We start from the raw sequence: 23496 nt of genomic DNA on the forward strand, positions 1-23496 counted from the left end.
TCGTCGCCTCGTTCCTGTCCTGACAGCTGAACCCGAGCGGGCTCAGCCGACCAGGCCCCACTGTGCGAGGTTCCAGAACGGACCCTCGACGGGGTTGATCTGCAGGGGACCGCCGACCTTGTCGCTCCACAGCAGCACGTTCGGCACGGTGTCCAGCGGCAGCGAAGGCACGTTCTCGGCGATCAGCGCATCCGCATCGTGCGACGCCGAGACTCGGGCATCCACGTCGAGCTCGCTGTCGACCTGACCGAGCAGGTCATCGAGGCCGGGGATGTTCGTGCGATAGAAGTTGATGCCGGAGAAGCCGTTGGCCTCGCTCGGGATGTTGACCGACGAGAACGTCGAGCTGAGCGTGGGGTCCGGGAACGTGTCCACGAGCGCCCAGAGGCCGGCCTGGAAGTCGCCCTCCGGTGCGATCGTGCCGAAGAGGTCAGCCGGGGTCACCTGGTCGATCGTCATCTCGAACCCGGCATCCTTCAGCTGCGACTGCAGCACCTGCACCGTGAGGTCGCGGCGCTTGTTGCCGGCGAGCGTCTTGATCGAGAAGGTGGCCGTCTCGCCATCCTTCGCCCAGACGTCGTCTGCGTTCTTCGCCCAGCCGTCGCCCTCCATCAGCTCGTCGACCTTGTCGAGGTCGAGCGTGTACTCCGAGAAGTCATCCGCGGCGAACGGCGCGACCATCGGGGTGTTGAAGCTCTGCTGCGCCTTGTCGATGCCGAGGGCCCCGAACAGCCGCTTCACGATGGCGTCGCGGTCGATGGAGTACGCGAGCGCCTGGCGCACCGCGGCCGAGTCGAAGGGGGCTGCGGAGTTGTTCAGCCAGATCGCCTCGAGGTTGCCGCTGCGAGCGTCGACCTGCGACTTGATGCCGGGGAGCCCCGCCTCGATCTGGTTGATCGCGTCGAGCTGCGGCGACGGGTAGAGGGCACTGACCTGTCCGCTCTTGAGCGCCTGGAAGGCCGCCGTCGTGTCGGGCAGGAACAGGAAGGTGACCTTGTCGAGGTGCGGCTTCTCGCCCCAGTACTTCTCATTCGGGACCAGCGTGACCGAGGTTCCGCGGGTCCACTTCTCGATCTTCCACGGGCCGCCGCTGAAGTCGTAGCCGTCCGACATCAGCGCGCTGCGGTCCTTGCCGTCGAGCAGGTGCGCCGGCATCAGACCGTAGACGCTGAACAGCGTGCGCCACCCGGCGTACGCCGAGCTCAGGGTGACGACGACCGTCTTCGGGTCGCTCGCATCGATCGAGGTGATGCGGTCGTAGCCGGTCTTGTCGAAGATGTCGTCGCCGTCGCGGATCTGCAGCGCGGTGTACTCGAAGTCGGCCGAGGTGATGGGCTCGCCGTCTGACCACACCGCGTCGGGGTTGATCGTGTAGGTGATGCTCTGGGTGCCGTCGGCGGCGACCTCGGCGACCGGCTCTTCGGTGACGAGGTCGGAGGGCACGGGCACCCACTCGTCGTCGACCTGGCGCGTCTGGAAGACACCGGGCAGGGTCGGGGTCTGCATGATGTAGCTGCCCCAGATCGAGCCGGCGCAGGTGGCGATCCAGTCGGCGCAGTCGGGCTCCTGTTCGGCGCCGATCACGATCTCCCCGCCGTCGACGACGGCGACATCGCTGGGCTCAGGAGTCGAGCTCGACGACGTGCAGGCGGCGAGCGAGCCGACCAGTGCGGTGACGGCGAGAGCTGCGACGAGGACGCGACGGGATGAGGGTACGACGGTGCGAAGGGGTGATTTCGACATGGACGGATCTCCAGTGATCGTGCGACTGAGGGACAGTGCGAACGTGCTGTCGTGCGGGTAGTGGTCTGACTCTAGAACTGACCGGGAGAGATAGCAAGCACTTTAGTCAATGTTCGTGACTAGTGACGAGATCAGTGGCGTCCCAGCGCTCGCCGGCCAGGGTCCGGAGCGCCAGTTCGTGCATGCGACGCTGGTCGTGGACGGCTCCGTTCAGACCCGTCGGCTCGTGTCCGCCCTCGAAGATGTCGAGCACGACGTCGCCTCCGTCGGCGCGCAGGCGGTCGACGTAGCCCTGCACCCCGACCACGGGCGTGCGGGTGTCGATCGAGCCCTGGTTGATCCACACCGATGCCGTGACGTCGTCGAGATAGGAGATGGCGGAGAAGCGCTCGACGAGCTCCGGGGGAACCCACGAGCTCCACACCGTGCGTACCGCGGGATTCATGGCCTCGATCGTCGCCGACCAGTCCGCGACCGCGACGTGTGCGAGCCCGCCGGCGAACAGCTCGGGGAGTCGCCCGACGCTCAGCAGCGTCATGTGCCCGCCGTACGAGGCTCCGGTGATGAAGGTCGTCGCGGGGTCAGCGAGCCCCTGCTCCCTCAGCCAGGCGATCGCGGCGGCGACGTCTTCGATCTCGCGGTCACCCCCGGCATTCCAGAAGCCCTCACGGAAGGCGCGGCCGAACGTCACGGAACCTCGGTAGTTCAGCGAGGCATACGCGAAGCCTGCATCGAGCCAGGCCTGGGCCGAGGGGTTGTAGTGATCGACGGCCACGAGCATCGGTCCGCCGTGGATCTCGAGCACCGTGCCGAGCAGCTCGCGTCCCGCGGGACGCCCCGACCACAGCTGCACCCTGGTGCCGTCGGCGCTCGTGACGAGGGCCGACGTGAGCGGCTGCCCCGGCGGCACGTCCGCGGGCTCGATCAGCACCGTCTCCGTGCCGTCGGCGTCGACCTCGGTCACCTGCAGGGGAACATCCCAGCTCGACCGTAGGGCGCGGACAGCGCCGTCCGGTGCGTAGTACGACGTCCAGTAGAACGGGTGCAGGTTCGCGATATCCGGCTCCGCGAAGCTTCCGCCATCGAGCACCGCCCGCGCCGAGCCGTCGGACTCGTCGAGTTCGAGCAGGTGCTGGATGCCGCCGTCGACATGCAGAGCGAGGATGCGGCCGCCCTCGGCATTCCAGTCGAGGGCGATCACCTCTCCGGACAGCTCGGCCAGATCGAAGTCGTGCCGTTCACCGGTGCGCGGATGCCAGACGGCCGGGCGCGAGAAGCCGCTCCGCTCGGTGTTGAGCAGCAGTCGGTCATCTCCCGCGACCGGTGAGAACCGCACGGCGCGGACGGGGCCGGCGGGGAGGTCGTCGAGGGTGGCGACGGTGTCGCCCGTCGCGCCATCCACCACCGTGACCATCGGGCGACGGATGCCGGGATTGTGGTCGGTCGTGTCTATCGAGACGAGTGAGGCGTCGGCTGCGGGCAGGCCGAACCAGGCCTCCACGGGGTTCGAGTAGATGACCCTCGGCTCACCCCAGGGGGCGGCGGGGATGACCAGCACGTGGAAACCCTCTTCATCGACGACGGTGGCCACGAGGGCAGAGCCGTCGTGTGACGTCGCGAGGCCCCGCAGCACATAGGGCTCGCGTCCTGGCGTCAGCTCGACGCGCTCGGAGCCGTCGACCGAAGTGGCGACGAGGACGCCCACCTCGGAGCCGCCGCCGTCGTCGAGGTCGACGACCCAGCGCCCGTCGGTCGTGACTATCGCGCCCGTGCTCACGGCGAACGGCAGCAGCTCACCGGGAGCATCAGGGGCGCGCCAGACGCGTCCGCGAGCGCCATCGGGATGGTTCTCGACGACGAGCGCGAGATCGACCGCGCCGGCAGTCGGCCGCACGGTCAGGAGGTACGGAGCCGCGAACCGCTCGTCGAGCGTCTCGGTCGTGGATTCTTCCGGGGTGTGCAGCATCCTTGCTCTCTCCTCGTCATCGCCAATGGCGTTGACTATAACACTGGCTACGAGTGCTTGGACAGTGTTTCGCCCATTGTCGATGAGACTGACTGGCCGCCTGACGACCGTGGGGTACCGTGATGTCTGCGTGACCGATCTCGGTGACGAGAGCGAACGGAGGAACTCGATGGCGACTCGGAAGTCCGCGGAATCGGCGAAGACGCCCGCCCGCGCGAAGAGCACCACGACTGCACGTCCCCGGCGAGCGCGCGACTCGCTCAGCCGCGACATCATCGTCGCGGCAGCAGACCGGGTCGTAGAGCGCGACGGTCTCGACCGCCTCACTTTCCAGGCGATCGGCGAAGAGCTCGGCGCGCACCCGACATCGATCTATCGGCACTTCCGCGACAAGGACGAGCTGCTCCTCGCGCTCATCGACACCCTCCGCGCCCGCTCATACAGCGGTGCCATGGTGCGCACCGATGACTGGCTCGCCGACCTGCGCACGCAGGCGCACCTGATCCACAGCCACTACATGCGCTATCCCGAGTTCGCCCTGCAGATGGCGCTGCGCCGACCCACCGACCTCTCGTCGATGGAGTACTCGATCGGCGCACTGCGCCGCGGCGGCTTCGACCGCGAGCAGGCGACGCTCTATGCGCGGGCGCTCGGCCAGCTGATCCGCTCGGCATCGAGTATCCAGGCAGCCCTCACCGCCCTCCCCGACGACGTGCAGGACGCCGACGAGCTCACCTGGCAGATGGACCTGCGCAAGATCGATGCCGACGAGTTCCCCGAGATCGCCTGGGCCGGGGAGACGCTCCCCGACGTGCGGGATCCGCGAGCCTGGGAGACCGCGCTCGACCTGCTGCTGGAGAGCATCGCCCGCCACGCCCCCGGCGCCTGAGCGCGCGCCCCGCGCCTGAGCTCGTGCCCCGGGCCTGAGCCCGCGCCCCGTCGGGCGGAGAACTCGCCCTCGGGCGGAGGAATCTCGGTCAGGAGTCCGCCCAACAGGGAGAACTCCTCCCGACGAGATCGGTGTCGCGCGCCTCAACGCACGCGCACGGCCGCCAGCTCATCGAGCATCCCGGTGAGCAGGTCGATCCGCTCGAGCATCGAGTCCACCGACACCCACTCGTGGTCGGCGTGGGCACCGGCCCCACGGGGTCCGAGTCCGTCGAGCGTGCGAGCACCGACGGCAGCGGTGAAGTTGCCGTCCGAGGCGCCTCCCGCCGAAACGGCTTCGACTTCGGGGTGACCGAGGCGTTCGGCGACGAGTCGTGCACAGGCCAGCAGCTCAGCCGAGGCGCTCTCCTCCATCGGCGGACGGTTGATGCCGCCGATGACCTCCACGCTCACGCCCTCGGTGTGCGGATCGAGGCGCTGCATCTCGGCATCCACTCGCTCCAGCTCACCGAGCGTCCAGGCGCGCACGTCGACGCGCACCTCGGCGTGCTCGGGGATCACGTTCGTCACGGTGCCCGCGCGAGCGACGGTCGGGCTCACGGTGGTGCCGCGCTCATCGTCGGCGAGCTCGGGCAGGGCCAACACGTGGTGCGCGAGCTCGATGAGGGCGCTGCGCCCCTTCCACGGCTCGAGTCCGGCGTGAGCCGCGCGACCGGTGAGCTCGACCCGGTAGATACTGCCGCCGCGGCGGGCGATCTTCAACGCACCGTCGAGGCTCGGCTCCAGCACCAGCACCGCGCCGGCACGCGCGGCCTCCCGCTCGATCAGAGCGCGCGAGGTCAGCGAACCCACCTCTTCGTCGCTCGTCAACAACACCGCCACCTCGCCGGGGTGTGCCACGCGGGCGAGGGCTGCGGCCATGATCACGATGCCCGCCTTCATGTCGAAGACCCCTGGACCGGTCGCGATGTCACCCTCGACGCGGAACGGCCGATCGACGATGGTGCCTTTGGGGAAGACCGTGTCGAGGTGCCCGAGCAGCAGCACCGAGGGGGTGGCACCTCCCGCCCAGAGCAGGTGATCGACGCCGTCCACGGTCTCGATCGTGCCGGGCTCCCCCACCACGGGGTCGAGCCATGACCGCACCAGCTCCTGCGCGGCGGCGAGCGCAGCGGCATCCCCGGTGGGTGTCTCCAACGAGACGAGCGCGTCGAGACGCTCGATCGCGTGTGAGCGTGCGGTCATGCGGTCACCTCCATGGTGAGAAAGGTGCGGAGGGCGGCGGCCGTGGCCTGCGGCGCCTCCTCGGCGAGATAGTGGTCGGCGTCGATCGAGGCCCCGGTCACCCCGGACGCATACGGCGCCCAGGTCGCGAGCACGTCGAAGTTGCGGCCCACATAGCTGTGTTCGCCCCAGAGTGCGAGCACGGGGATGTCGAGGGTGCGGCCGGCTTCGCGGTCGGCGCGGTCATGCTCGAGGTCGATCCCCGCAGCGGCGCGGTAGTCGGCGCCCGAGGCGTGCACGGTGTCGACGTCGAAGCAGCGGAGGTACTCGTCATACGCATCGGGAAGCGCGTGGCCGTCGTGGCGGCGGCCGGTGAAGCGGCTGCGCAGCCAGGTCTCTCGGTCGGCGGAGATCAGCGCCTCCGGCATCCCGTCGCCGCGTGCCAGGAAGAACCAGTGGAAGTACGCCGTCGCCATCTCTCGGTCGACGTTCTCGAACATGTGCAGCGTCGGCACGATGTCGAGCACGGCCAGCGCCGTGACGGCATCCGGATGATCGAGCGCCAGGCGGTGACCGACCCGGCCACCGCGGTCATGACCGACCACGGCGAAGCTGTCGTGACCGAGTTCGCGCATGAGGACGACCTGGTCATGGGCCATGTCGCGCTTGGCATAGCTCGCATCGCGAGGCTTCGCAGAGTCGCCGTAGCCGCGCAGGTCGGACGCGACGACGGTGTGCTCGCGAGCCAGGTCTTCGGCGACGTCGTTCCACATCGCCTTGGTCTCCGGATACCCGTGCAGCAGCAGCACGGCCGGCCCAGAGCCGCGCACCTCTGCGGCGATCCCGATGCCGTCGCAGTCCACGATCATCGACGTGCTGGGTGTGGTCATCATCGTCCAACTCTCCGGTCTCGGCATCCAAGTCAGTACCGTTGACTATATCAATGACCAGCGATTTCGGAACCCCTGCGATCTTCCCCCGCGCTCCGGTCGCAGTTCCCGTCGCCTCCCGCGCTCCACAGCGACAGAAGTGCGACCGGAGGATGAGGACCGGGGCCTCGGGACAGCACAGCGACCGGCACACCGAGAAGGAGTTCGCGCGGGCCCCCCGAGAAGTAGGCTGAACGCATCATGCAAGAGTTCTGGCAGTGGGCGGGCAGCTACTGGTGGCTCCTCTTCCCGATCATGGGAATGGCCGGCGGGGCTGCGAAGGCGTGGGAGCAGGGCTCCAAGCGCCGCCACGAGCGACGCCTCGAGACGCTGAAGGTCAAGGCCCAGCTGAAGACCGCCGAGATCGAGGCACGTGCGCTGACCCAGCAGGGCAAGCGCCGCGGGCCGTCGGTCGTCGACACCACGGCATCCGTCGCTCCGAACGATCTGGTCGCACGACTCTTCACCGAGCACGACGAGATCACCGGCCGCTGGCTCGACTACGAACTCGACGTCGCGAAGCTCATCGCCTTCCCCGCCATGAGCGACGGGCGCCAGCCGCTGACCGCCGCCTTCCTGCGCGCGAAGAGGACGGCGGATGCTCTGCGCCCGACCTCCGCCGACGCCAAGGTGTCGGAGCAGCAGGTCACCGAATACCTGCAGGCCGTCGGAGACTATGCGGTCGCGTTCGAGATCGCCGAGAAGGATGCCAGGCGCCTGCGCGATTCGACCTTCACCGAGCCGGAGCGCAAGCGCCTCGATCGCGCACAGCAGCTGCTGAAGGTCGCGGTCGACGAGTCGGCGACACAGGCTGAGCGCAATGTCGCCTACAAGCGCGTGCGCGAAGAGCTCGACGGACTCATCCTGCTCTCCGACGACGCCGTCACCGTGCTCGAGAACAAGGTGGCCAGGGAGATCTCCGCCCCACAAGCGCCAGCGACGCCTGCGGCATCCGCCGGTCAGCCATCCACCGCTTCGGAGCCCACCATCCCTGAGCCCGCCACCCCTGAGCCCGCCACCCCTGAGCCCGAGCGGATCAGACTCCCCCGCCGCGACGAACAGTCCTGACACGCGAGCACACCCGCGGGTTCCACCCGCGCCCCGCCCACACGGGCGAACAATGACGGAGGCATGCTTCAGTGATCACTCGGTTCGAAGAACTCGACTGGCAGACCACCCCGATCGGTGACCTCACCCTGCGCAGGCGCACGGAACCGGCAGTGGGACAGGAGATCTACGAGGTCAAGCTCGGCGACGAGTACCTCATGTCGAGCCTGTTCACCGTGGCGGAAGAAGAGCTCGCGAGCCTGGGCCTGGCCGCGGTCGACGGCGACGGCGACGGCCTCTCGGTTCTGGTCGGCGGACTCGGACTCGGATACACCGCCGTCGCGGCACTCCGCGACGCGCGGGTGAGCTCACTCACGGTGATCGATCGGCTGGGCGCCGTGATCGGCTGGCACGAGCGCAAGCTGCTGCCCGTGTCGGCAGAACTCGTCGATGACGCTCGCACGAGTCTGGTCGAAGACGACTTCTTCGCCGTCATGCGGTCGGCGCCCGCAGAAGGACACCGCGGGTACTCGGCCATCCTCCTGGATGTCGACCACTCGCCGCGCCACCAGCTCGACCCGACGCACGCCGACCTGTACGACGCAGCCGGCCTGCGTGCGCTCGACGCTCACCTGGCCACCGACGGCGTCTTCGCCCTGTGGTCGGACGACCCGCCCGACCACGAGTTCATGGTCGAGCTGAACGCCGTGTTCGACGACGCCGTCGCCCACGTCGTCGACTTCGAGAATGCCGTGACGGGCGGGATGTCGTCGAACACCGTGTACGTGGCGCGCAGTCGTGGCGCGAACGCGGGAGAGGACGCATGACCCCCGAGAACGTCACCGGTCCTGTCGCCCATCACGCCGAAGGTCCCATCTGGTGGCCGGGCTGGGGCGGGCTGCGCTGGGTCGACGGAGGGGCCGGCGACCTGCTCACGCTGCGCGCCGATGGCGTGACCCGTCAGCACATCGACGACGAGTACCTGGCCTTCGCCCGGCCCCGCTCCGGTGGCGGGCTGGTGGCCGTCGGCGCTCGTACCCTGTATCTGGCCGACGATGTCGACGGCCAGGCGCGGGCCGTGGCCTCGCTGGGCGCCGATCCGCAGGTGCGCATGAACGACGGATGCTGCGACCCTCGCGGCCGCCTGCTCGCAGGTTCCATGGCCTACGACGCGGCCCCGGATGCCGGAAGCGTGCTGCGCGTCGATGGCGACCTGAGCGTCACGACCGTGCTGCCCCGCGCGACGATCTCGAACGGCATCGGCTTCTCGCCCGACGGCCGCCGCGCCTACTACGTCGACACCGCGTCCCACCGCATCGACGTGTTCGATGTGAGCGAGGGCGAACTTCGCGGACGCCGCGCGTTCGTCGTGATCCCCGAGGAGCAGGGTTCGCCGGACGGACTATCGGTGGCCGCCGACGGCAGTGTCTGGGTGGCGCTGTGGGGTGGCAGCGCGGTGCACGGCTACGACGCATCCGGCACTCTCGTCGCGACGATCGAACTGCCGGTGCCGCAGGTGAGCGCCTGCACGTTCGGCGACGACGACCTCGGCACGCTGTACGTCACGACTTCGGCGCAGGGGTTGCCCGCCGACCACGGCACAGAGGCTGGTTCGCTGTTCGCCGTGCGACCGGGACTGCACGGGATCCCTGTCACGCCCTTCGCCGGCTGAGTATCCGCCCCTGGCCCTAGTCACGCTCGCGGATTCAGGCCGATGTGCGAGAACAGGCCGATCTCAGGCGCGGTCGCCTGAACCGGCAGGATCGCCTGACGTCAGCGCACCCACGAGCCGCGGAAGACGACCACCCGACGGCCTCTGCCCGAGGCACGGTGCACTCAGCAAAAGGAACCGTGCCCCGGACACAGGCCGCCGGGTGGGAGTCGGCGTCAGCCCAGGTGCACCCGCTCGGTGCGCTGATGCTGGCGTCCGAGGCCGTCGATCTCGATCGTCATCTCGTCGCCGTCCTGCAGGTACGGGAAGCGGCCCGACAGCGCCACGCCCTGCGGGGTGCCGGTGTTGATCACGTCGCCGGGCTCGAGCACCAGGTACTGGCTCAGCTCGTGCACGATCTGCAGCACCGGGAAGATCATGTCGGCGGTGGAGGAGTCCTGCCGCGGTTCGCCGTTCACGAACGACCGCAGTCGCAGCGCCTGCGGGTCGACCTCGTCCGCGGGCACGAGCGCGGGGCCGAGCGGGTTGAACGTCTCGGAGCACTTGCCCTTCGACCACTGTCCGCCCGACACGTCGAGCTGGTAGGCGCGCTCGGAGACGTCGTTCGAGATCGTGTAGCCGGCGATGACTTCGCGCGCAGCATCCGGAGACGCCAGGTAGCGGGCGGTCTTGCCGATCACGATCGCCAGCTCGACCTCCCAGTCGACCTTCTCCGCCCCGGGCGGCAGCAGCACGATGTCGTTCGGGCCGACCACGGTGTTGGGGTGCTTGAAGAAGATCACCGGATGCTCGGGCGGCTCGGATCCGGACTCGGCCGCGTGGGCCGCGTAGTTCTGACCGATGCAGACCACCGCGGTCGGACGAGCGACCGGGGCGCCGATGCGCAGTCCTTCGACGTCGGCGTCGGCGAGTTCGCCGCGGGCCAGCGCATCACGCACGCGGGCGATGCCACCTGCGGCGAGGAAGGCGCCGTCGATCTCGGCGGTGAGAGGCGCGAGGTCGTACACGACGCCCGCCTCACGGACGAAGGGACGCTCATCGCCGACGGGGCCGAGTCGCAGGAGTTCCATGGATGATCCTTCGGTCAATGCGCGGCGGCGTAGGTCGGGTTGACGATCGGCACGGGCTCGCCGGCGAGGTACCGGATGATGTTCTCGGCCGCGTGCACGGGGAGATCGGCCAGCGCCTCGGGCGAGTACCAGGCGGCGTGCGGGGTGAGCAGCACCTGGTCGAGGTCGCGCAGCGGCGAGTCGGCGGCGAGGGGCTCGCCCGCGAACACGTCGAGTGCGGCAGCACCCAGGTGTCCGGAGCGCAGCGAGGCCGCAAGCGCCTCCTCGTCGATGAGCGGACCACGGCAGGTGTTCACGACGACAGCACCCTGCTTCATGGTCGCGAGAGCGGTGGCATCGATCAGGTGCCGGGTCTCGTCGGTGAGCGGCACGTGCAGGGTGAGGATGTCGGCCTGCGCCACGGCATCCGGAATCTCGACGGGCTCGCACCCGGCCTCGCGCACCGCGTCGGCGGAGGCATAGGGGTCGGCGACGAGCACGCGGAAGCCCAGCGCACGGCAGCCGCGGGCGACCATCGAGCCGATGCGCCCGAATCCGAGCACCGAGACGGTCGTGGCCGAGGGCCGCACGGCGAGCGGACGGGCGTCGACGGCCTTCCAGGTGCCGGCCCGCACCGCGCGGTCGTAGGCGGAGAGGCCACGGGCCTCGGTCATGATCATCGCGATGGTGTGCGCGGCGACCTCTTCGATGCAGTAGCTCGGGGTGTTCGCGACGGCGATGCCGCGGGCAGTCGCCGCCTCGACGTCGACCATGTCGTACCCGATGCCGACGCGGCTGATGATGCGGAGGTTCGGCATCCGGTCCATCACCTCGCCGGTGATCTGCGCCCACTGGACCACCAGACCTTCGGCGTCTGCACCGCGAGCGGCGATGTCGTCGATGCTTCCGGATGCGGCGCGCTCGGCACCCAGCCCCGCCTGGCGGAGGGTGTCTTCGATGACGGTTCCTGGCAGGTCGCAGTCGCTGACGATGATGAACGGGGCAGTCATGGATGCGATGCTATAGCATCTAGCAAGTCAATGCACGGCACTGCTTTTGTTCCATGGTTTGCTATAGCATCGAAGTCATGACTGCTCGCCGCGCACTGATCACGGGGGCCAGTTCCGGTATCGGAACCGCCGCCGCCCTCGAACTCGCCCGCGAGGGTGCCGCCCTCTGGATCACGTATGCCGGGCGAGAAGCTGAAGCCCTCCGCATCGCCGAGGAATGCCGCGCCGCAGGGGCGCCCGATGTGCACGTCTCGCGCCTCGACCTGCGTGAGCGCGAATCGATCGACGCGCTGGTCGACGAGATCACGGCCACGTGGGGCTCGCTGCACGTGCTCGTCAACAACGGCGGCGTGTGCCCCTACACGCCCTACGACGACATCGACTTCGACGAGTGGGACATGGTCCTGGAGACCAACGCGCGCGGCACGTTCTTCCTCACCCGCGGTGCCCTCCCGCTGCTCCGGGCTGCGGAGGGCGACCGCTCGGTCATCAACATCGCCTCGATCGCCGGCCAGGTCGGCGCGCTGCAGACCGGCATCCATTACGCCGCCAGCAAGGGCGCGATCCTCGCGATCACCCGCAGCTTCGCTCGGCACCTCGCTTCCGAGGGCATTCGCGTCAACGCCGTCACTCCCGGTCCGGTCGCGAGCGCGATCACCGACCAGCTGCAGGGCGCGGGACGCGAGAAGCTCGAAGCCGGAATCCCGCTCGGCGCATTCGGGCAGCCGGAAGACGTCGCCTGGATCATCGCATCGCTCGCCTCGGAGCGTGCCCGCTTCATCACCGGCGCCACCTACGACGTCAACGGAGGAGTTCGCATTGACTGACCGCACCGCCCTGGATCGCTCTGCCCTCGATACCGTGCAGGCTCAGCTCGATGCGTTCAACGCGCACGACCTGGATGCGTTCGTCGCAACCTATGCCGCGGATGCCGTGATCACCGGCGTCGCGCCCGAACCCGTGGTCGGCGCCGCCGCGATCCGCGCGTTCTATGAGCCGCGACTGCAGAACCCCGAACTGTCGTGCGTGATCGAGACGAGCGTGTTGTTCGGCGCGCGGTGGGTCGTCGCTCAGGAGCAGGTCATCAACGCGGGCGTCGCCACCGAGACCATCGCGACCTTCGACGTGGTCGACGGGCTGATCGCTCGGGCGTCGATGCTCAAGGGCTGAGGGCCGGGCGGGGCGCGGTTTCTCAGGAGGAGATCTCCCTGTCGGGAGGAGCCTCCCGGGGGAAAAGTCCTCCCGGGAGGGAGTGCTCCTCCCGGCGAGGTGCGGGTCACTCGTGCTCGGGCAGGATGGGCGACGACCACCCCGGGTCGCGGCCGAGATGCGCCGCCCGCGAGACTGAGGTCGCGCCGTAGCGGTCGCGCAGGGTGTCGAGCACCGTGTCGAGGCGTGCCTCGTCGCCCCAGTCGATCGGCAGCTCGGGCTGCACGCGGTCGGCGTGGTCGAGCTGCGACAGCGAGATGCCGATCAGGGTGATGCCGCGGTCGGTGATCTCGGTCTGCGCCGCGGCGAGCAGCGTGCGTGCGAGGGTGAGCAGCACTGCGGTGCGGTCGGTCGGCGCGCGGAGCGACCGGGAGCGGGTGGCCTTCGAGAAGTCGCCGAAGCGCAGACGCAGCACGACGGTGCGACACACACGATCGCCGTCGCGGAGGCGGCGACCGAGCCGGTCGATGATCTGGGTGAGGATGAGGTCGAGTTCCTCGGGCGAACGGGGACGGGTGCCGAGAGCGCGCTGCGAGCCGATGGATCCGCGGCGACGAGTGGTGTCGACCGGGCGCGGATCCCGCAGGCGAGCGAGCGCGTGCACGTGGGCGCCCGTCGCCTTGCCCAGCATCCGCTCGGCGGTGGCGGCCTCCAGTTCAGCGAGCTCTCCGACAGTGCGGATGCCGTAGCGGTGCAGCTTCTCGGCCGTCACCGCGCCCACACCCCACAGGCGCTCCACCGGAAGAGGGAGCAGGAACTCCTCCTCCCGGTCGGGCTCCACGACCAGCAAGCCATCGGGTTTGCTCACGGCGCTGGCGACCTTGGCGAGGAACTTCGTGCGGGCAACGCCGACCGAGATCGCGAGTCCTGCCTCTGCACGCACGCGTTCGCGCAGTCGTGCCGCGATCTGCTCAGGGCTGCCTGCGATCCGTCTCAGACCCCCGACCTCGAGGAACGCCTCGTCGATCGAGAGCCCCTCGACGAGTGGGGTGGTGTCACGGAAGATCGCGAACACGTCTTTGCTCGCGGCGGAGTACGCCTCCATGCGCGGCGGGACGACGACGGCATCCGGGCAGAGCTCCCGCGCCTGTCGGCCACCCATCGCGGTGCGCACGCCCCGGGCCTTCGCCTCGTAGCTCGCCGCCAACACGACCCCACCGCCCACGATGACCGGTCGACCACGCAGTTCCGGTGCATCGCGCTGCTCGACCGACGCGTAGAACGCGTCGAGATCGGCGTGCAGCACCGTCGCTTCGCCACGCATCCGCTCTCCCGTCGATACGCGGATCGTCGCACGGACCGGGGACACCGGCAGGGGGCGGCAGGGGCGGCGACGCGGTGTCCGTGCTCAGGGATATCGTCGGCGCGTGCCGGAACCGGTGATGAAGTGGTGGGCGCGACGGCAGTTCTCCCGCGGTCGCGCGGTTCCGTATGACCGCGGCACCTACCGCGCCGGGTGGGCGGCATATCCGGAACTGATCCGGCAGTACCACCCGGAGCTGAACCACGGCATCGCACTGTCGCAGATCCCGCTCGCCGCCGACGTGCTCCTCTGCTGGGAATGCGCGGTCGGGCATCGGTTCGCCGCCACCCCGACTGAGCAGCGCGAGCGTCCGGGACCGGTGCGACGCCGCTCCGCATGGTGCCCCGAGTGCTCAGCGCTCGCGCGCCCGCAACCTGTCGTGCTCGGTGAGGCTCGTGCGCTTCCCCGAAAGCCCCGCCGCCCCGCACCGGCACTCTGCACGAAGACCCCTGACCTGCCCGCCGGGACCGGGTTCGTGAGCGCGTGCGCACCGCGCCCGGCATCCTCGGCAGAGGGTCGTCTACGCGCGGAGCTCGGGACGGTGATCGAGTTCGACACGGCCGTGAACGCCGTGAAGGTGTCGCGCCCGTTCTTCCGCCACACCGAGGTCTGGCCCGACATCGTGTTCGCGGAACTGAGGGTCGCGCTCGAGTACGACACCGTCGGACGTCACGGCCTGGAGCACGTCGGCAAGCGGCAGGAGACAGACCTGCGCAAGGACCGCGCCCTTCGCGCTGCGGGGTGGGAGGTGATCCGCATCCGCACCGGGAAGCTCGAACCTCTCGGTCCGCACGACCTGGCACTGTCTTCGGTGAGCGTGAAGAGCGTCGCCCGCATCATCGACGAACTGCGGGTGATCCGCGGGGCGTTGCTCGTGGACGCGTACCTCCGGTGACGCGTACCGCGATAGGCGGAGGACTCCGCGTCAGGAGGAGGATCCTGCGTCGAGGTTCCGCCCGAGACGGTGTTCTCCTCCCGAGCCGAGGCGCACCTCAGCCCTCGAAGCGCTCTCGCAGGGCGGGGCCGATGGCGATGTCCCCGAAGGATGCCGTCCACGCCCCGTCGACCGCGATCGACTGCCCCGACAGGTACGGGGCCTCGTCCGAGAGGAGGAACGCCACCACCGCGGCCACCTCTTCGGCGCGGGCGATGCGGCCCATGGGCGGTCCCTCTGCGAGCGCACGCTCTTCGGCGGCGGGGTCGGCCGACGCCGCGATCTGCGCTTCGAGGTGCGGGGTGCGCACCCCTCCCGGCGCGACGGTGTTGGCACGTATGCCGAGACCGCCATACGTCACCGCGACGCTGCGGGTGAGGGCGTCGATGCCGCCCTTGGTGAACTCGTAGGCGGCGTGGTCGGTGAAGGACGAGCGTCCGTGGATCGAGCCGATGTTGACGATCGCGCCGGCGACACCCTGGTCGACGAACGCCGAGACCGCGGTCGAGCAGCCCCAGATGTACCCGAATCCGTTGATGTCGAGGACCTCGCGCACGGTGGCTTCGTCGAGGTCGTGCAGCGGGGTGCGCTTGGTGATGCCGGCGTTGTTCACCCAGCCGGCGAGGGGCGCCCTGTCGCGGGCGGCCGCGGCGGCACGCTCGTGTGCAGCCCGATCGGCCGCGTCACCGAGCACGACCTCCGCCACGACGCCGTCTTCGACCGTGCCGGAGCCCGGCGAACGCTCGAGCCCGACCACGATCCAGCCGTCGGCGGTGAGGCGTTCGGCGATGGCGCGGCCGATGCCCTTGCCACTGCCGGTCACGACGGCACTGCGAGCAACGGCACTGTGCGGGGATTCTGTCATCTCAGTCCCTCTCGAATCGGAAGACCGTCGGATCGAGCGCGAAGCCGAGGCCCACAGCATCCGTCGGCCGCACCCGGCCTTCGAACGACGGGCCGCCCAGGATGAACGAAGGCGCGGGGTCGTACGGGTTGATGCCACGGGCGAACGTCTCCACGCCGATGCCCAGGTGCGCGGTGACCTCAGGATAGACGTGCCCGGAGACGGGCACTCCGCGCTCTGCAGCCCACGCGATCATCTCGCGCGCGGGGGTCACCCCTCCGATCGCGACGACATCGAGCCGCAGCGCCTCGACCCCGCCCACCTCGACCAGCGCCTTCAGCACGGCAGGGTCGGTGACCTCGTCGCCGACCGCGACCGGAAGCCCCGACTCCCGGCGGATGCGCGCGACACCCGCGGCGTCTTCGGGGAGCAGGGGGTCTTCGAGCCAGGTGAGCCGCGGGTCGCCCCACTGGGCGATCTCGGCCAACGCGGTCTCGGCATCGGGCCAGCCGAAGCCGACGTCGACCACGAGTCCGGTCGACGCAGGTAGCTCGTTGTTCAGGATCGCGATGAGCTCGCGCATGTACGCGGGGTCGGGCGACCGCGAGATCTTCACGTTCGTCCAGCCCTCGGCCTGGGCGAGAACTTCCTCCGCCACCTCGCGCGGAGACCGCTGCGCAGACGGATACGCGGCGACCAGCATCGAGTCCCGCGGCACAGTGCCCGTTCCGAGCATCTTCCACAGCGGCACGCCCGCACGCCGCGCAGCGATGTCCCACAGCGCGATGTCGACCAGACCGATCGCGCGCCGCACCAAGCCCACCCGGCCGACGATGGCACTGCCGCGCAGCATCCGCTCCCAGGTCGCTGCGGGGTCGTCGGCATCCGCACCCACCGCGTGCGCCGCAACGAGGCGGTCGACGATCTCGGCCATCGGCGCTTCCCGCGAGAGGCAGTAGGCGATGCCGGTCGTGCCGTCTTCGGCGGTCGCCTGCACCGCGCTGTACTCGCGACGGGTCACCGTCATCGCGCCCAGCTGCAGCGGCACAGGCAGCGGCAGCACGGCCGTGGCCGTGTCGATGCGGGCGATCGTCGTCATTCGGGCTTCTTCGCCAGCGGCACGCCGTAGTCGACCATGAAGCCGCCGTCGACGTAGAGCGTCTGGCCGTTCATGTAGCGCGACTGGTCGGAGACGAGGAAGCTGACCGCGGCGGCGATCTCACTCGCCTCGGCCAGGCGCTTCGCGGGGATGCGCGACAGGATCGTGTCGAGGCTGAGCGTGCCCGCCTCGACTCCCTGGCGGAAGACGCCGGTGTCGACGTAGCCGGGCGCGACCGCGTTGACCCGCACCCCTCGCGATGCCCACTCGGCGCCCGCGGTCGAGGTCAACCCGATCACGGCGGCCTTGGTCGTGGCATAGGGCGCGCGACCGGCCGAGCCGCGTGACGAGATGGAAGAGATGTTGACGATGCGCCCATCGCCGCGCTCCAGCATCCGCTTACCTGCCGCCTGCAGCGCCGAGAAGACACCGTGCAGGTTGACGTCGACCACCGCCGACCATTCGTCCCAGCTGAGGTCTTCGATACCGCGGTGGCGCTGGATGCCGGCGTTGTTGACGAGCACCTCGATCGGTCCGAGCTCGGCCTCGATCTCGCCGAACACCCGGTCGACGCCCGCGTGGTCGGTCACGTCGAGCTCGCGCCACAGGATGCCGGCAGGGTTCTCATGCGCGGTGAGCCCTGGCACGCGGTCGGCGGCAACCACCACATAGCCGTCGGCGGCGAGGCGCTGTCCGATCTCCCAGCCGATGCCGGCGGATCCTCCGGTGACGATGGCGACGGAGCCGACAGGGGTGGGGGCGGTCATTGCTCTCCTCAGGGTCGAGATTTGCTATAGCAAGTGTAGTGGCTGGCGCGGTCAGCGGTCGAGGAGAGCAGCGACGACCTCGACGGCGTGCTCCTCGAGCAGGTCGAGCGCACCGGGAGCCAGGGGCGTCTGCCACGCCTGGTACGCACCCCGGTCATACGCATCGCGAGTCGGCAGGTACACGAAGCCCGGGCCGTTCGTGAGGTTCATCACCACGATCGGCACCTCAGGGAACCGCGCTCGCAGCGTCGTCTGCAACCGCGAATACGCCTCGCCCGGATGCCCGACGATCACGGCATCTCCCAGACGCCAGGCCCAGACCGGATGCTGCACGGTCGGACCGACGATGTATCCGTCCCGCAGGTTGCGGGCGCGACCGAGCCGCTCCTCGCGCGAGCGCGGGTCGATGTCCTTCCACTCCTCGGCGAGGTCGTCGAGCGTCGGCAGGTCACGCAGCGGCAGTTCGACGCGCGACACCGAACCGGCCGCTCCCCCTCCACCGGCACCCGCCCGCCCGGTCCAGACGGCGAGCGGGGCACCGGATTCCACGACGCCGTCGAGCGTCAATTCCTCCCCCGGCGCGGGCAGCGCATCGAGGGCTGCGAGCACGGCGTGACCGAGCGAGCGTCCGTGCCGGTCGGCCACCCCGACGTCGCCGGTGTACTGCTCGCGCGGAGCCAGCTCGCCCGACGCTCCCTGCACGAACAGGCACGGTGCTCCCGTGGTGGTCTCGACGATCTCGCGCATCGCGCCGACGTAGTCCGGCGACACCTCGCGGTTCTGCCAAGCGAGCGTGGTCGGGTGGCAGGCGTAGTTCACGAGCGTGCCACGCACGATGCCGTCGACACTGAGGCGCCCGATCGTCACGGTGTCATCGGCCTCGCCCGCGGGGTTGTAGCCCACCAGCGCGCGGCCATCGACGTCGAGTTCGCGGTCGGCTGCCAGAATGCAGCGTCCGGTGGTCCACTCGATGAGTCCGGGGACCGCGCCCTCGAGCGCCTCGCGCCCGGCTGCGACACCCGCGGCGGCGAGCGCCTCGAGGTAGCCGGGGATCAGCTCGCCACCCGGCAGGTGCGCGTCGGCGGCGCAGAGCACCGCACCCGCGTGGGTGTGCGAGAGCGAGAGCATCAGCTGGTCGGGTTCGAGCCCGAGACCGTCGAGGATCGCCCCACGCACGCCCAGCTCGTCAGCGACGCGACGCCACCACGTGCCGTCCACCGCGAGCAGCACGCGTGGGCGCTCGTCGTCGGCGATCACGGCCAGCGCGGTCAGCTCGAACGGACGATGCGCGCCCTCCGAGCGTTCCCAGTCGGCGGGGCCCCAGTTCTTGGCGCGGATGCCGACGGGCGGGGTGATGTCGCGGCGAGCGACGCCGATGCGCGCCCGTGTGCGAGGGACACGGATGCGGTCACCGAACATGATCGACGACCCTCGATTCCCACTGACCACATCGGCTCCTCGAAGATTCGGAAGATTTGCTATAGCAAGCGTAGCCCGGTGGCCGCCGCCGCGCGAGCGAAGCACCCCGATAGGGTCGAACGTACTGCTCCCGGACGATCGTCCACCCGTCGGATGAGATGTCGAATCCTAGGCACCTGGACCGCCGCCCCGGGCGTGCTCCTCCCGACCTGGAAGGCCAAGACCCATGGCACACGTCAATCTCGGCAAGCTCAACCCGGCCACGTACCAGAGCCTCTCCGCGCTCGATGAGACGGCGCACACCGAGGCCGCTGCCGCCGGGTTGGACCCGCTCCTCATCGAGCTCGTCAAGATCAGGGCATCGCAGATCAACGGGTGCGCGTTCTGCCTGCGCATGCATTCGCGCGACGCGATCGCCCACGGCGAGTCCGCCGACCGACTCGCACTCGTCGCCGCCTGGTGGGAGTCGCAGTACTTCAGCGAGAAGGAGAAGGCCGCGCTCGTCCTCGCCGAACGGCTCACGAACATCTCGCACGATGCCACCGACGCGCATCGCACGGTGGATGTCGACGCCGTCCTCACCGCGTCCGAGATCTCTGCGATCTCCTGGCTGGTCATCGTGATCAACGCCTGGAACCGTGTGGCGATCTCGAGCCACTACGCGGTCGCTCCCTGAGGTCACGCTCTCCTCGCGCACCCGGGCCGATGCAATGCGGGCCCTCACCGCACCGTGGTCTACGCATCGACCTTCAGCACGTCGGCGATCAGCACTCGCGCACCCGCCTCGGGAAGAGTCGCCTCCACCCCGCGCTCGACGCAGTCGCTGTAGAGCAGCGTCGAGGGCTCGGCGAATCCCCCGGCCAACCGCAGCCGCCCTCCGACGAACTGGGTGCCGGTGACGCGTGCATGATTGACACCCGTGCCGATGTCGAGGTGTGCCGCGCCCTTCTCCATCGTGGAGGTCAGGCCGCTCAGACGCCAGGTGATGACCCCGGCACCGGCGGCCCTGGACACCATGGCACCCTCGTCGCGCTCGGTGTTGAGCTCGACCCCCTCGATCGAGATGATCTGGTCGCGCACGGCGGTCGCGGTGAGCAGCACGTCTCGCACGGTGCCGCCCCGGAGGGTGACCCTCGACGCCCCGAGCTCGGCGGGGGCACCGGCGGCAGGTCCGCTCAGGCGGCAGTCGACGAACTCGACGGCGCCCGCGCCGCGAGCCTTCATCCCGTCGATTCCCGTGATCGTGCAGCGCACGAAGCTGACGGGGACGGTGACAGGGGTCTGGATGAGCACCTGATCCTTGGGGAGCGCGAAGGTGCAGTCCTCGATCGTCGTCGGCCGCGACGATCGACCCGACCGCTGCCCGATGGCCAACAGCCCGGCCGTGCACCCGCGCAACTGGGCCCCGTCGGCGTTGATCGTCATGGTCGCCTGCGGGTCGAAGGTCGACCTCCCGATCACCCGGACGTTCTCGAGCGTCAGGTCGCTGATCTTCGTGCCGGCGACGAACCACGAGCAGACGTGGTCGCGCACCGTGATGCGCTTGGCGGAAGTGCCCCATTGCGCACCCGAATTGGCGATGTCCATCAGCCCCGAGCACCCGATGAAGGTGAGGTCGTGCTCGTACTGGCCGTGCGTGGTGAAGGGGTTCCCGCCCTGATCATCGCCGTCACCGTGACAGTTCTCGACGATGCAGTACGCACTGGCGGTCAGGTCGTTGAGGTGTCGTGCGTTCGATGACGTGCAGTCGCTCACCCGCCCGTAGAGGCAGTAGATCTGCTGCGTGAGATAGCCCGCGCCGCCGTAGAACACCGTGGGAGGGTTCTCGACCGAGCAGCGTTCGGTCGAGAAGTGGGTGTTCCACCGCCGCATCACGACCGGCCACCAGGTGCGGCTGGCGTGAACGTCGGCGACATCACAGTGGATGGCGTACTCGAACGCGATCGGGTGCGATCCGGTGAGCTCACGCGAGTCGGGGAAGGAGCCGTCGGTGGGCCCGTCGAAGGGACCTGCCCCGAGGAACCGCATGTTCGAGATGCGCACTCCCGCGACGGGATCCATCTGACGCCAGGTGAGCTTTCGCCCCTTCTCCAGCGGCCAGCCGTTGAGATAGTCGACCCGGATGTGCTGACCGTCGATCTGCTGCGTCACCTGGACGAATCGTTGGATCTCTCGTTCATCCGCCCCACCTCCGGCGACCGGATCGCACTGCACCGCCCACCACGAGTCGACAGGGAACTTCGACGCATCGGGCACTTCGACCGCATCCGTCAGCTCCGGCCAGGCTTGCGTCAACGCGTGCTCGACGACGACGTCACGCGACACCCCGGTGAAGAACATCACCGCACCGAACGGATTGTCATGGGTGTTCGCCTCGATGCCCTCCGTCGTGATGACATGACCGCCGAAGTCGATCTCGAGGTGGGAGCGGCTGAAGCGATGCCGCCGCTGGAACAGCAGATCCGTGCTCGCCTCGATCCGCCTGATGCGGAGATCGTTCACCATCGCGGCGAGCGCATCGTCGGCCGCGACCTCGGGGCCCGTGATGCCGAAAGCCCGGAAGTCGACGGTGCCGTCGTGCTGCAGCAGCCACCTGGTGCGGTTCTTTCCGCCGATCACCGTGCCGCCGTTGGCCTCGACATCCGCCTCACCGACCCCTACATACACGAGCAGCCCGGCGTCGCCAGGGGTGCGGTAGCCGGCGACGATCGCGATCTCGCCTTCACGCGCCCGAAGCCGAGATAGATCGGCGACGGACTCGGCTCTGGTGATGTCCTTCGCACCCGTCGCGGCGGGAGCCGCCTGTGCGGGCGCTCCAACGGCGAGGGAGCCGGCAGCACCGAGCGCGACAGCGCCGAGCCCGGTCATGAGCGCGCGTCGACTCGTCGAATGCACCCGCGCATCCGCATCGCGGCGGGACATCACCGCACCTCGGAGTTCGTGTCCACCTTCACGAGCACCTCGGCCGGCACCGTGAAGTCGGCCCGCCGGCTCAGCACGAACGCGATGGTCGCGCCGAGCAGCGTGAGGGCGGCGATGAGCAACAGCCCCCAGATCGCCGATCCGGTGGTCTCACTGATCCAGCCGATCGCGTACGGGCCGGCGAATCCGGCGAGGTTGCCCACCGAGTTGATGAAGGCGAGCCCGGCCGCCGCCGCGGTACCCGTGAGCACCATGGGCGGCAGACTCCAGAACAGCGGTGTGGTCGAGAACAGCGCCGACATACCGACGCACAGTGCGGCGAGCGCGAGGATAGGCGTGCCCTGCGCGGCGACCGCCGCGATGAGCGACAGCGCGGTGATGGTGAGAGTGATGCCGATCTGCAGCGGGATGTTGCCCTGCTTCCTCGCAGCGCGCTCCCACGGAAGCATGACGAGCGCGGCGCACAGGTTCGGCAGCGCGACGAGCCATCCGGTCGTCGAGTTGGAGAAGTCGCCCATGCTCTTCACGATCGTCGGCAGCCACATCCCCAGACCGTAGGCTCCGAACACGACTCCGAAGAACAGCACGATCAGGGTCCACAGACGGCCGTTGCTGAACACCTCGCGCAGGCGCAGACGTCCGTGCTTCTGCTCAGTCGCCGCGGTCTCGGCGACGAGGGTGTCGTTGATCCACCGCTGCTCGGTCGAGTCCAGCCAACGAGCATCCTGCGGACGATCGGGCAGCCAGAAGAAGACGACGAAGGCGAGGAGTACCGCAGGGATGCCCTGCAGCAGGAAGACGAGCTGCCACCCGTCGAGGCCCCACATGCCGTGCAGCTCGAGCATCCAGCCCGACAGCGGCGCGGCGACCGCGTTCGCGATCGGGTTCGACAGTACGAACACCGCGAGCACCTGCGTGCGGTACTGCCTCGGGAACCAGAGCGTGAGATAGAGGAGCACACCCGGGAAGAACCCGGCCTCCGCGATGCCGAGGACGAACCGGGCGATCGCGAACTGGGTCCCGTCCTGCACGAAGGCCGTCAACGACGCGACGATGCCCCAGGAGATCATGATGCGCGCGATCCACTTGCGGGCGCCGAACCTCTCCAGCAACAGGTTGCTCGGAACCTCGAACAGCAGATACCCGATGAAGAAGATGCCGGCCGCGAACCCGAAGACGGCCTCGGTGATCTGCAATGCCGCCGTCATCTCGAGCTTGGCGAAGCCGGCATTGTTGCGATCCATGTACGCGACGAGGTACAGCAATCCGAGGAACGGACCGAGGCGCCAGATCGCCTTCTTCATGGCGGAGGCTCCGACCTCCTCCGGCGTTCGTGTATCGGGGGCGATTCCGTTCCCGGACATGACAACTCCTTCGTCATCGTTCGAATGGGCTTGCTATAGCATCTAGCAAATCTCTCACCGTGTCCACCCATCCGGAAAATGCCATAGCATCGAGCGAACGAATGCGC

The 23496-nt window shown here is 69.1% G+C and carries 21 protein-coding genes; 8 read left to right on the forward strand and 13 right to left on the reverse strand.

Going from position 1 to position 23496, the window contains the following annotated elements; all coding sequences use genetic code 11:
- Positions 1-42 precede the first annotated feature (42 nt).
- Together ACIQTX_RS00235 and ACIQTX_RS00240 are read right to left on the reverse strand one after the other, a co-directional pair.
- Positions 43-1743, reverse strand: coding sequence for a peptide ABC transporter substrate-binding protein (locus ACIQTX_RS00235; protein WP_402967340.1), 1701 nt, complete (start codon positions 1741-1743; stop codon positions 43-45).
- 106 nt (positions 1744-1849) lie between these two features.
- Positions 1850-3709: an alpha/beta hydrolase family protein gene (locus tag ACIQTX_RS00240; RefSeq protein WP_402967343.1), complete on the reverse strand. Its 1860-nt coding sequence runs from the start codon at positions 3707-3709 to the stop codon at positions 1850-1852.
- Positions 3710-3878: 169 nt separating this feature from the next.
- Between ACIQTX_RS00240 and ACIQTX_RS00245 the strand changes: the two genes are divergently transcribed.
- Positions 3879-4598, forward strand: a complete 720-nt coding sequence (locus ACIQTX_RS00245; RefSeq protein WP_402967346.1) for a TetR/AcrR family transcriptional regulator — start codon at positions 3879-3881, stop codon at positions 4596-4598.
- 143 nt (positions 4599-4741) lie between these two features.
- Here ACIQTX_RS00245 and ACIQTX_RS00250 read toward each other — a convergent pair whose 3' ends face one another.
- Entirely contained in the window at positions 4742-5842 is a 1101-nt protein-coding gene (locus tag ACIQTX_RS00250) for a M20 family metallopeptidase (protein WP_402967349.1), read from the reverse strand.
- Positions 5839-6714 carry an alpha/beta fold hydrolase gene (locus ACIQTX_RS00255; RefSeq protein WP_402967352.1) on the reverse strand — a complete coding sequence of 292 codons (876 nt, stop codon included), beginning with the start codon at positions 6712-6714 and terminating at the stop codon, positions 5839-5841. The genes ACIQTX_RS00250 and ACIQTX_RS00255 overlap by 4 nt, the downstream gene beginning before the upstream one ends.
- 237 nt (positions 6715-6951) lie before the next feature.
- On the opposite strand from ACIQTX_RS00255, the gene ACIQTX_RS00260 reads away from it, so the two are divergent.
- From ACIQTX_RS00260 to ACIQTX_RS00270, 3 genes are all read left to right on the forward strand, one after another.
- A complete protein-coding gene (locus tag ACIQTX_RS00260; RefSeq protein WP_402967355.1) occupies positions 6952-7818 on the forward strand; it encodes a hypothetical protein in 867 nt (288 codons plus the stop codon).
- A 71-nt stretch (positions 7819-7889) separates the two neighbouring features.
- The gene (locus ACIQTX_RS00265; protein ID WP_402967358.1) at positions 7890-8624 is read left to right on the forward strand and encodes a spermidine synthase; all 735 of its coding nucleotides are present in this window, start codon (positions 7890-7892) and stop codon (positions 8622-8624) included.
- Positions 8621-9469 carry an SMP-30/gluconolactonase/LRE family protein gene (locus tag ACIQTX_RS00270; RefSeq protein ID WP_402967361.1) on the forward strand — a complete coding sequence of 283 codons (849 nt, stop codon included), beginning with the start codon at positions 8621-8623 and terminating at the stop codon, positions 9467-9469. The genes ACIQTX_RS00265 and ACIQTX_RS00270 overlap by 4 nt, the downstream gene beginning before the upstream one ends.
- A 215-nt stretch (positions 9470-9684) precedes the next feature.
- Here ACIQTX_RS00270 and ACIQTX_RS00275 read toward each other — a convergent pair whose 3' ends face one another.
- Positions 9685-10539 (reverse strand): fumarylacetoacetate hydrolase family protein, encoded by an 855-nt coding sequence (locus tag ACIQTX_RS00275; RefSeq protein ID WP_402967364.1) that lies wholly within the window; start codon positions 10537-10539, stop codon positions 9685-9687.
- Between the two features lie 14 nt (positions 10540-10553).
- Positions 10554-11528: a C-terminal binding protein gene (locus ACIQTX_RS00280; RefSeq protein ID WP_402967367.1), complete on the reverse strand. Its 975-nt coding sequence runs from the start codon at positions 11526-11528 to the stop codon at positions 10554-10556.
- A gap of 77 nt (positions 11529-11605) precedes the next feature.
- Here ACIQTX_RS00280 and ACIQTX_RS00285 point away from each other — a divergent pair, with 77 nt between their 5' ends.
- Positions 11606-12355 (forward strand): SDR family NAD(P)-dependent oxidoreductase, encoded by a 750-nt coding sequence (locus ACIQTX_RS00285; protein ID WP_402967370.1) that lies wholly within the window; start codon positions 11606-11608, stop codon positions 12353-12355.
- Entirely contained in the window at positions 12348-12698 is a 351-nt protein-coding gene (locus ACIQTX_RS00290; RefSeq protein WP_402967373.1) for a nuclear transport factor 2 family protein, read from the forward strand. Before ACIQTX_RS00285 ends, ACIQTX_RS00290 begins: the two co-directional genes overlap by 8 nt.
- Positions 12699-12804: 106 nt before the next feature.
- Here the strand turns inward: ACIQTX_RS00290 and dinB are convergent, their stop codons facing one another.
- Positions 12805-14001, reverse strand: coding sequence for a DNA polymerase IV (gene dinB / locus ACIQTX_RS00295; RefSeq protein ID WP_402967376.1), 1197 nt, complete (start codon positions 13999-14001; stop codon positions 12805-12807).
- A gap of 118 nt (positions 14002-14119) precedes the next feature.
- Between dinB and ACIQTX_RS00300 the strand changes: the two genes are divergently transcribed.
- Positions 14120-14935 carry a zinc-ribbon domain-containing protein gene (locus ACIQTX_RS00300; protein ID WP_402972927.1) on the forward strand — a complete coding sequence of 272 codons (816 nt, stop codon included), beginning with the start codon at positions 14120-14122 and terminating at the stop codon, positions 14933-14935.
- A 97-nt stretch (positions 14936-15032) separates the two neighbouring features.
- On the opposite strand, the gene ACIQTX_RS00305 is transcribed toward ACIQTX_RS00300, so the two are convergent.
- The 4 genes from ACIQTX_RS00305 to ACIQTX_RS00320 are packed head-to-tail and all read right to left on the reverse strand — an operon-like array spanning position 15033 to position 19103.
- Positions 15033-15839 carry an SDR family NAD(P)-dependent oxidoreductase gene (locus tag ACIQTX_RS00305; protein WP_402967379.1) on the reverse strand — a complete coding sequence of 269 codons (807 nt, stop codon included), beginning with the start codon at positions 15837-15839 and terminating at the stop codon, positions 15033-15035.
- A 1-nt stretch (position 15840) separates the two neighbouring features.
- Positions 15841-16917 carry an enolase C-terminal domain-like protein gene (locus tag ACIQTX_RS00310; protein ID WP_402967382.1) on the reverse strand — a complete coding sequence of 359 codons (1077 nt, stop codon included), beginning with the start codon at positions 16915-16917 and terminating at the stop codon, positions 15841-15843.
- Complete coding sequence (locus tag ACIQTX_RS00315) at positions 16914-17684, reverse strand: SDR family NAD(P)-dependent oxidoreductase (protein WP_402967385.1); 771 nt, start codon at positions 17682-17684, stop codon at positions 16914-16916. Before ACIQTX_RS00315 ends, ACIQTX_RS00310 begins: the two co-directional genes overlap by 4 nt.
- 51 nt (positions 17685-17735) lie before the next feature.
- Entirely contained in the window at positions 17736-19103 is a 1368-nt protein-coding gene (locus ACIQTX_RS00320; RefSeq protein ID WP_402967388.1) for a hypothetical protein, read from the reverse strand.
- A gap of 226 nt (positions 19104-19329) precedes the next feature.
- On the opposite strand from ACIQTX_RS00320, the gene ACIQTX_RS00325 reads away from it, so the two are divergent.
- Positions 19330-19779: a carboxymuconolactone decarboxylase family protein gene (locus ACIQTX_RS00325; RefSeq protein WP_402967391.1), complete on the forward strand. Its 450-nt coding sequence runs from the start codon at positions 19330-19332 to the stop codon at positions 19777-19779.
- Positions 19780-19838: 59 nt separating this feature from the next.
- On the opposite strand, the gene ACIQTX_RS00330 is transcribed toward ACIQTX_RS00325, so the two are convergent.
- Entirely contained in the window at positions 19839-22025 is a 2187-nt protein-coding gene (locus ACIQTX_RS00330; protein ID WP_402967394.1) for a peptidase C14, read from the reverse strand.
- Positions 22025-23389 carry an MFS transporter gene (locus ACIQTX_RS00335; protein WP_402967397.1) on the reverse strand — a complete coding sequence of 455 codons (1365 nt, stop codon included), beginning with the start codon at positions 23387-23389 and terminating at the stop codon, positions 22025-22027. Before ACIQTX_RS00335 ends, ACIQTX_RS00330 begins: the two co-directional genes overlap by 1 nt.
- Positions 23390-23496: the final 107 nt, after the last annotated feature.

The sequence above is a fragment of the Microbacterium sp. NPDC090281 genome (assembly GCF_044769635.1).
Taxonomy (GTDB): Bacteria; Actinomycetota; Actinomycetes; order Actinomycetales; family Microbacteriaceae; genus Microbacterium.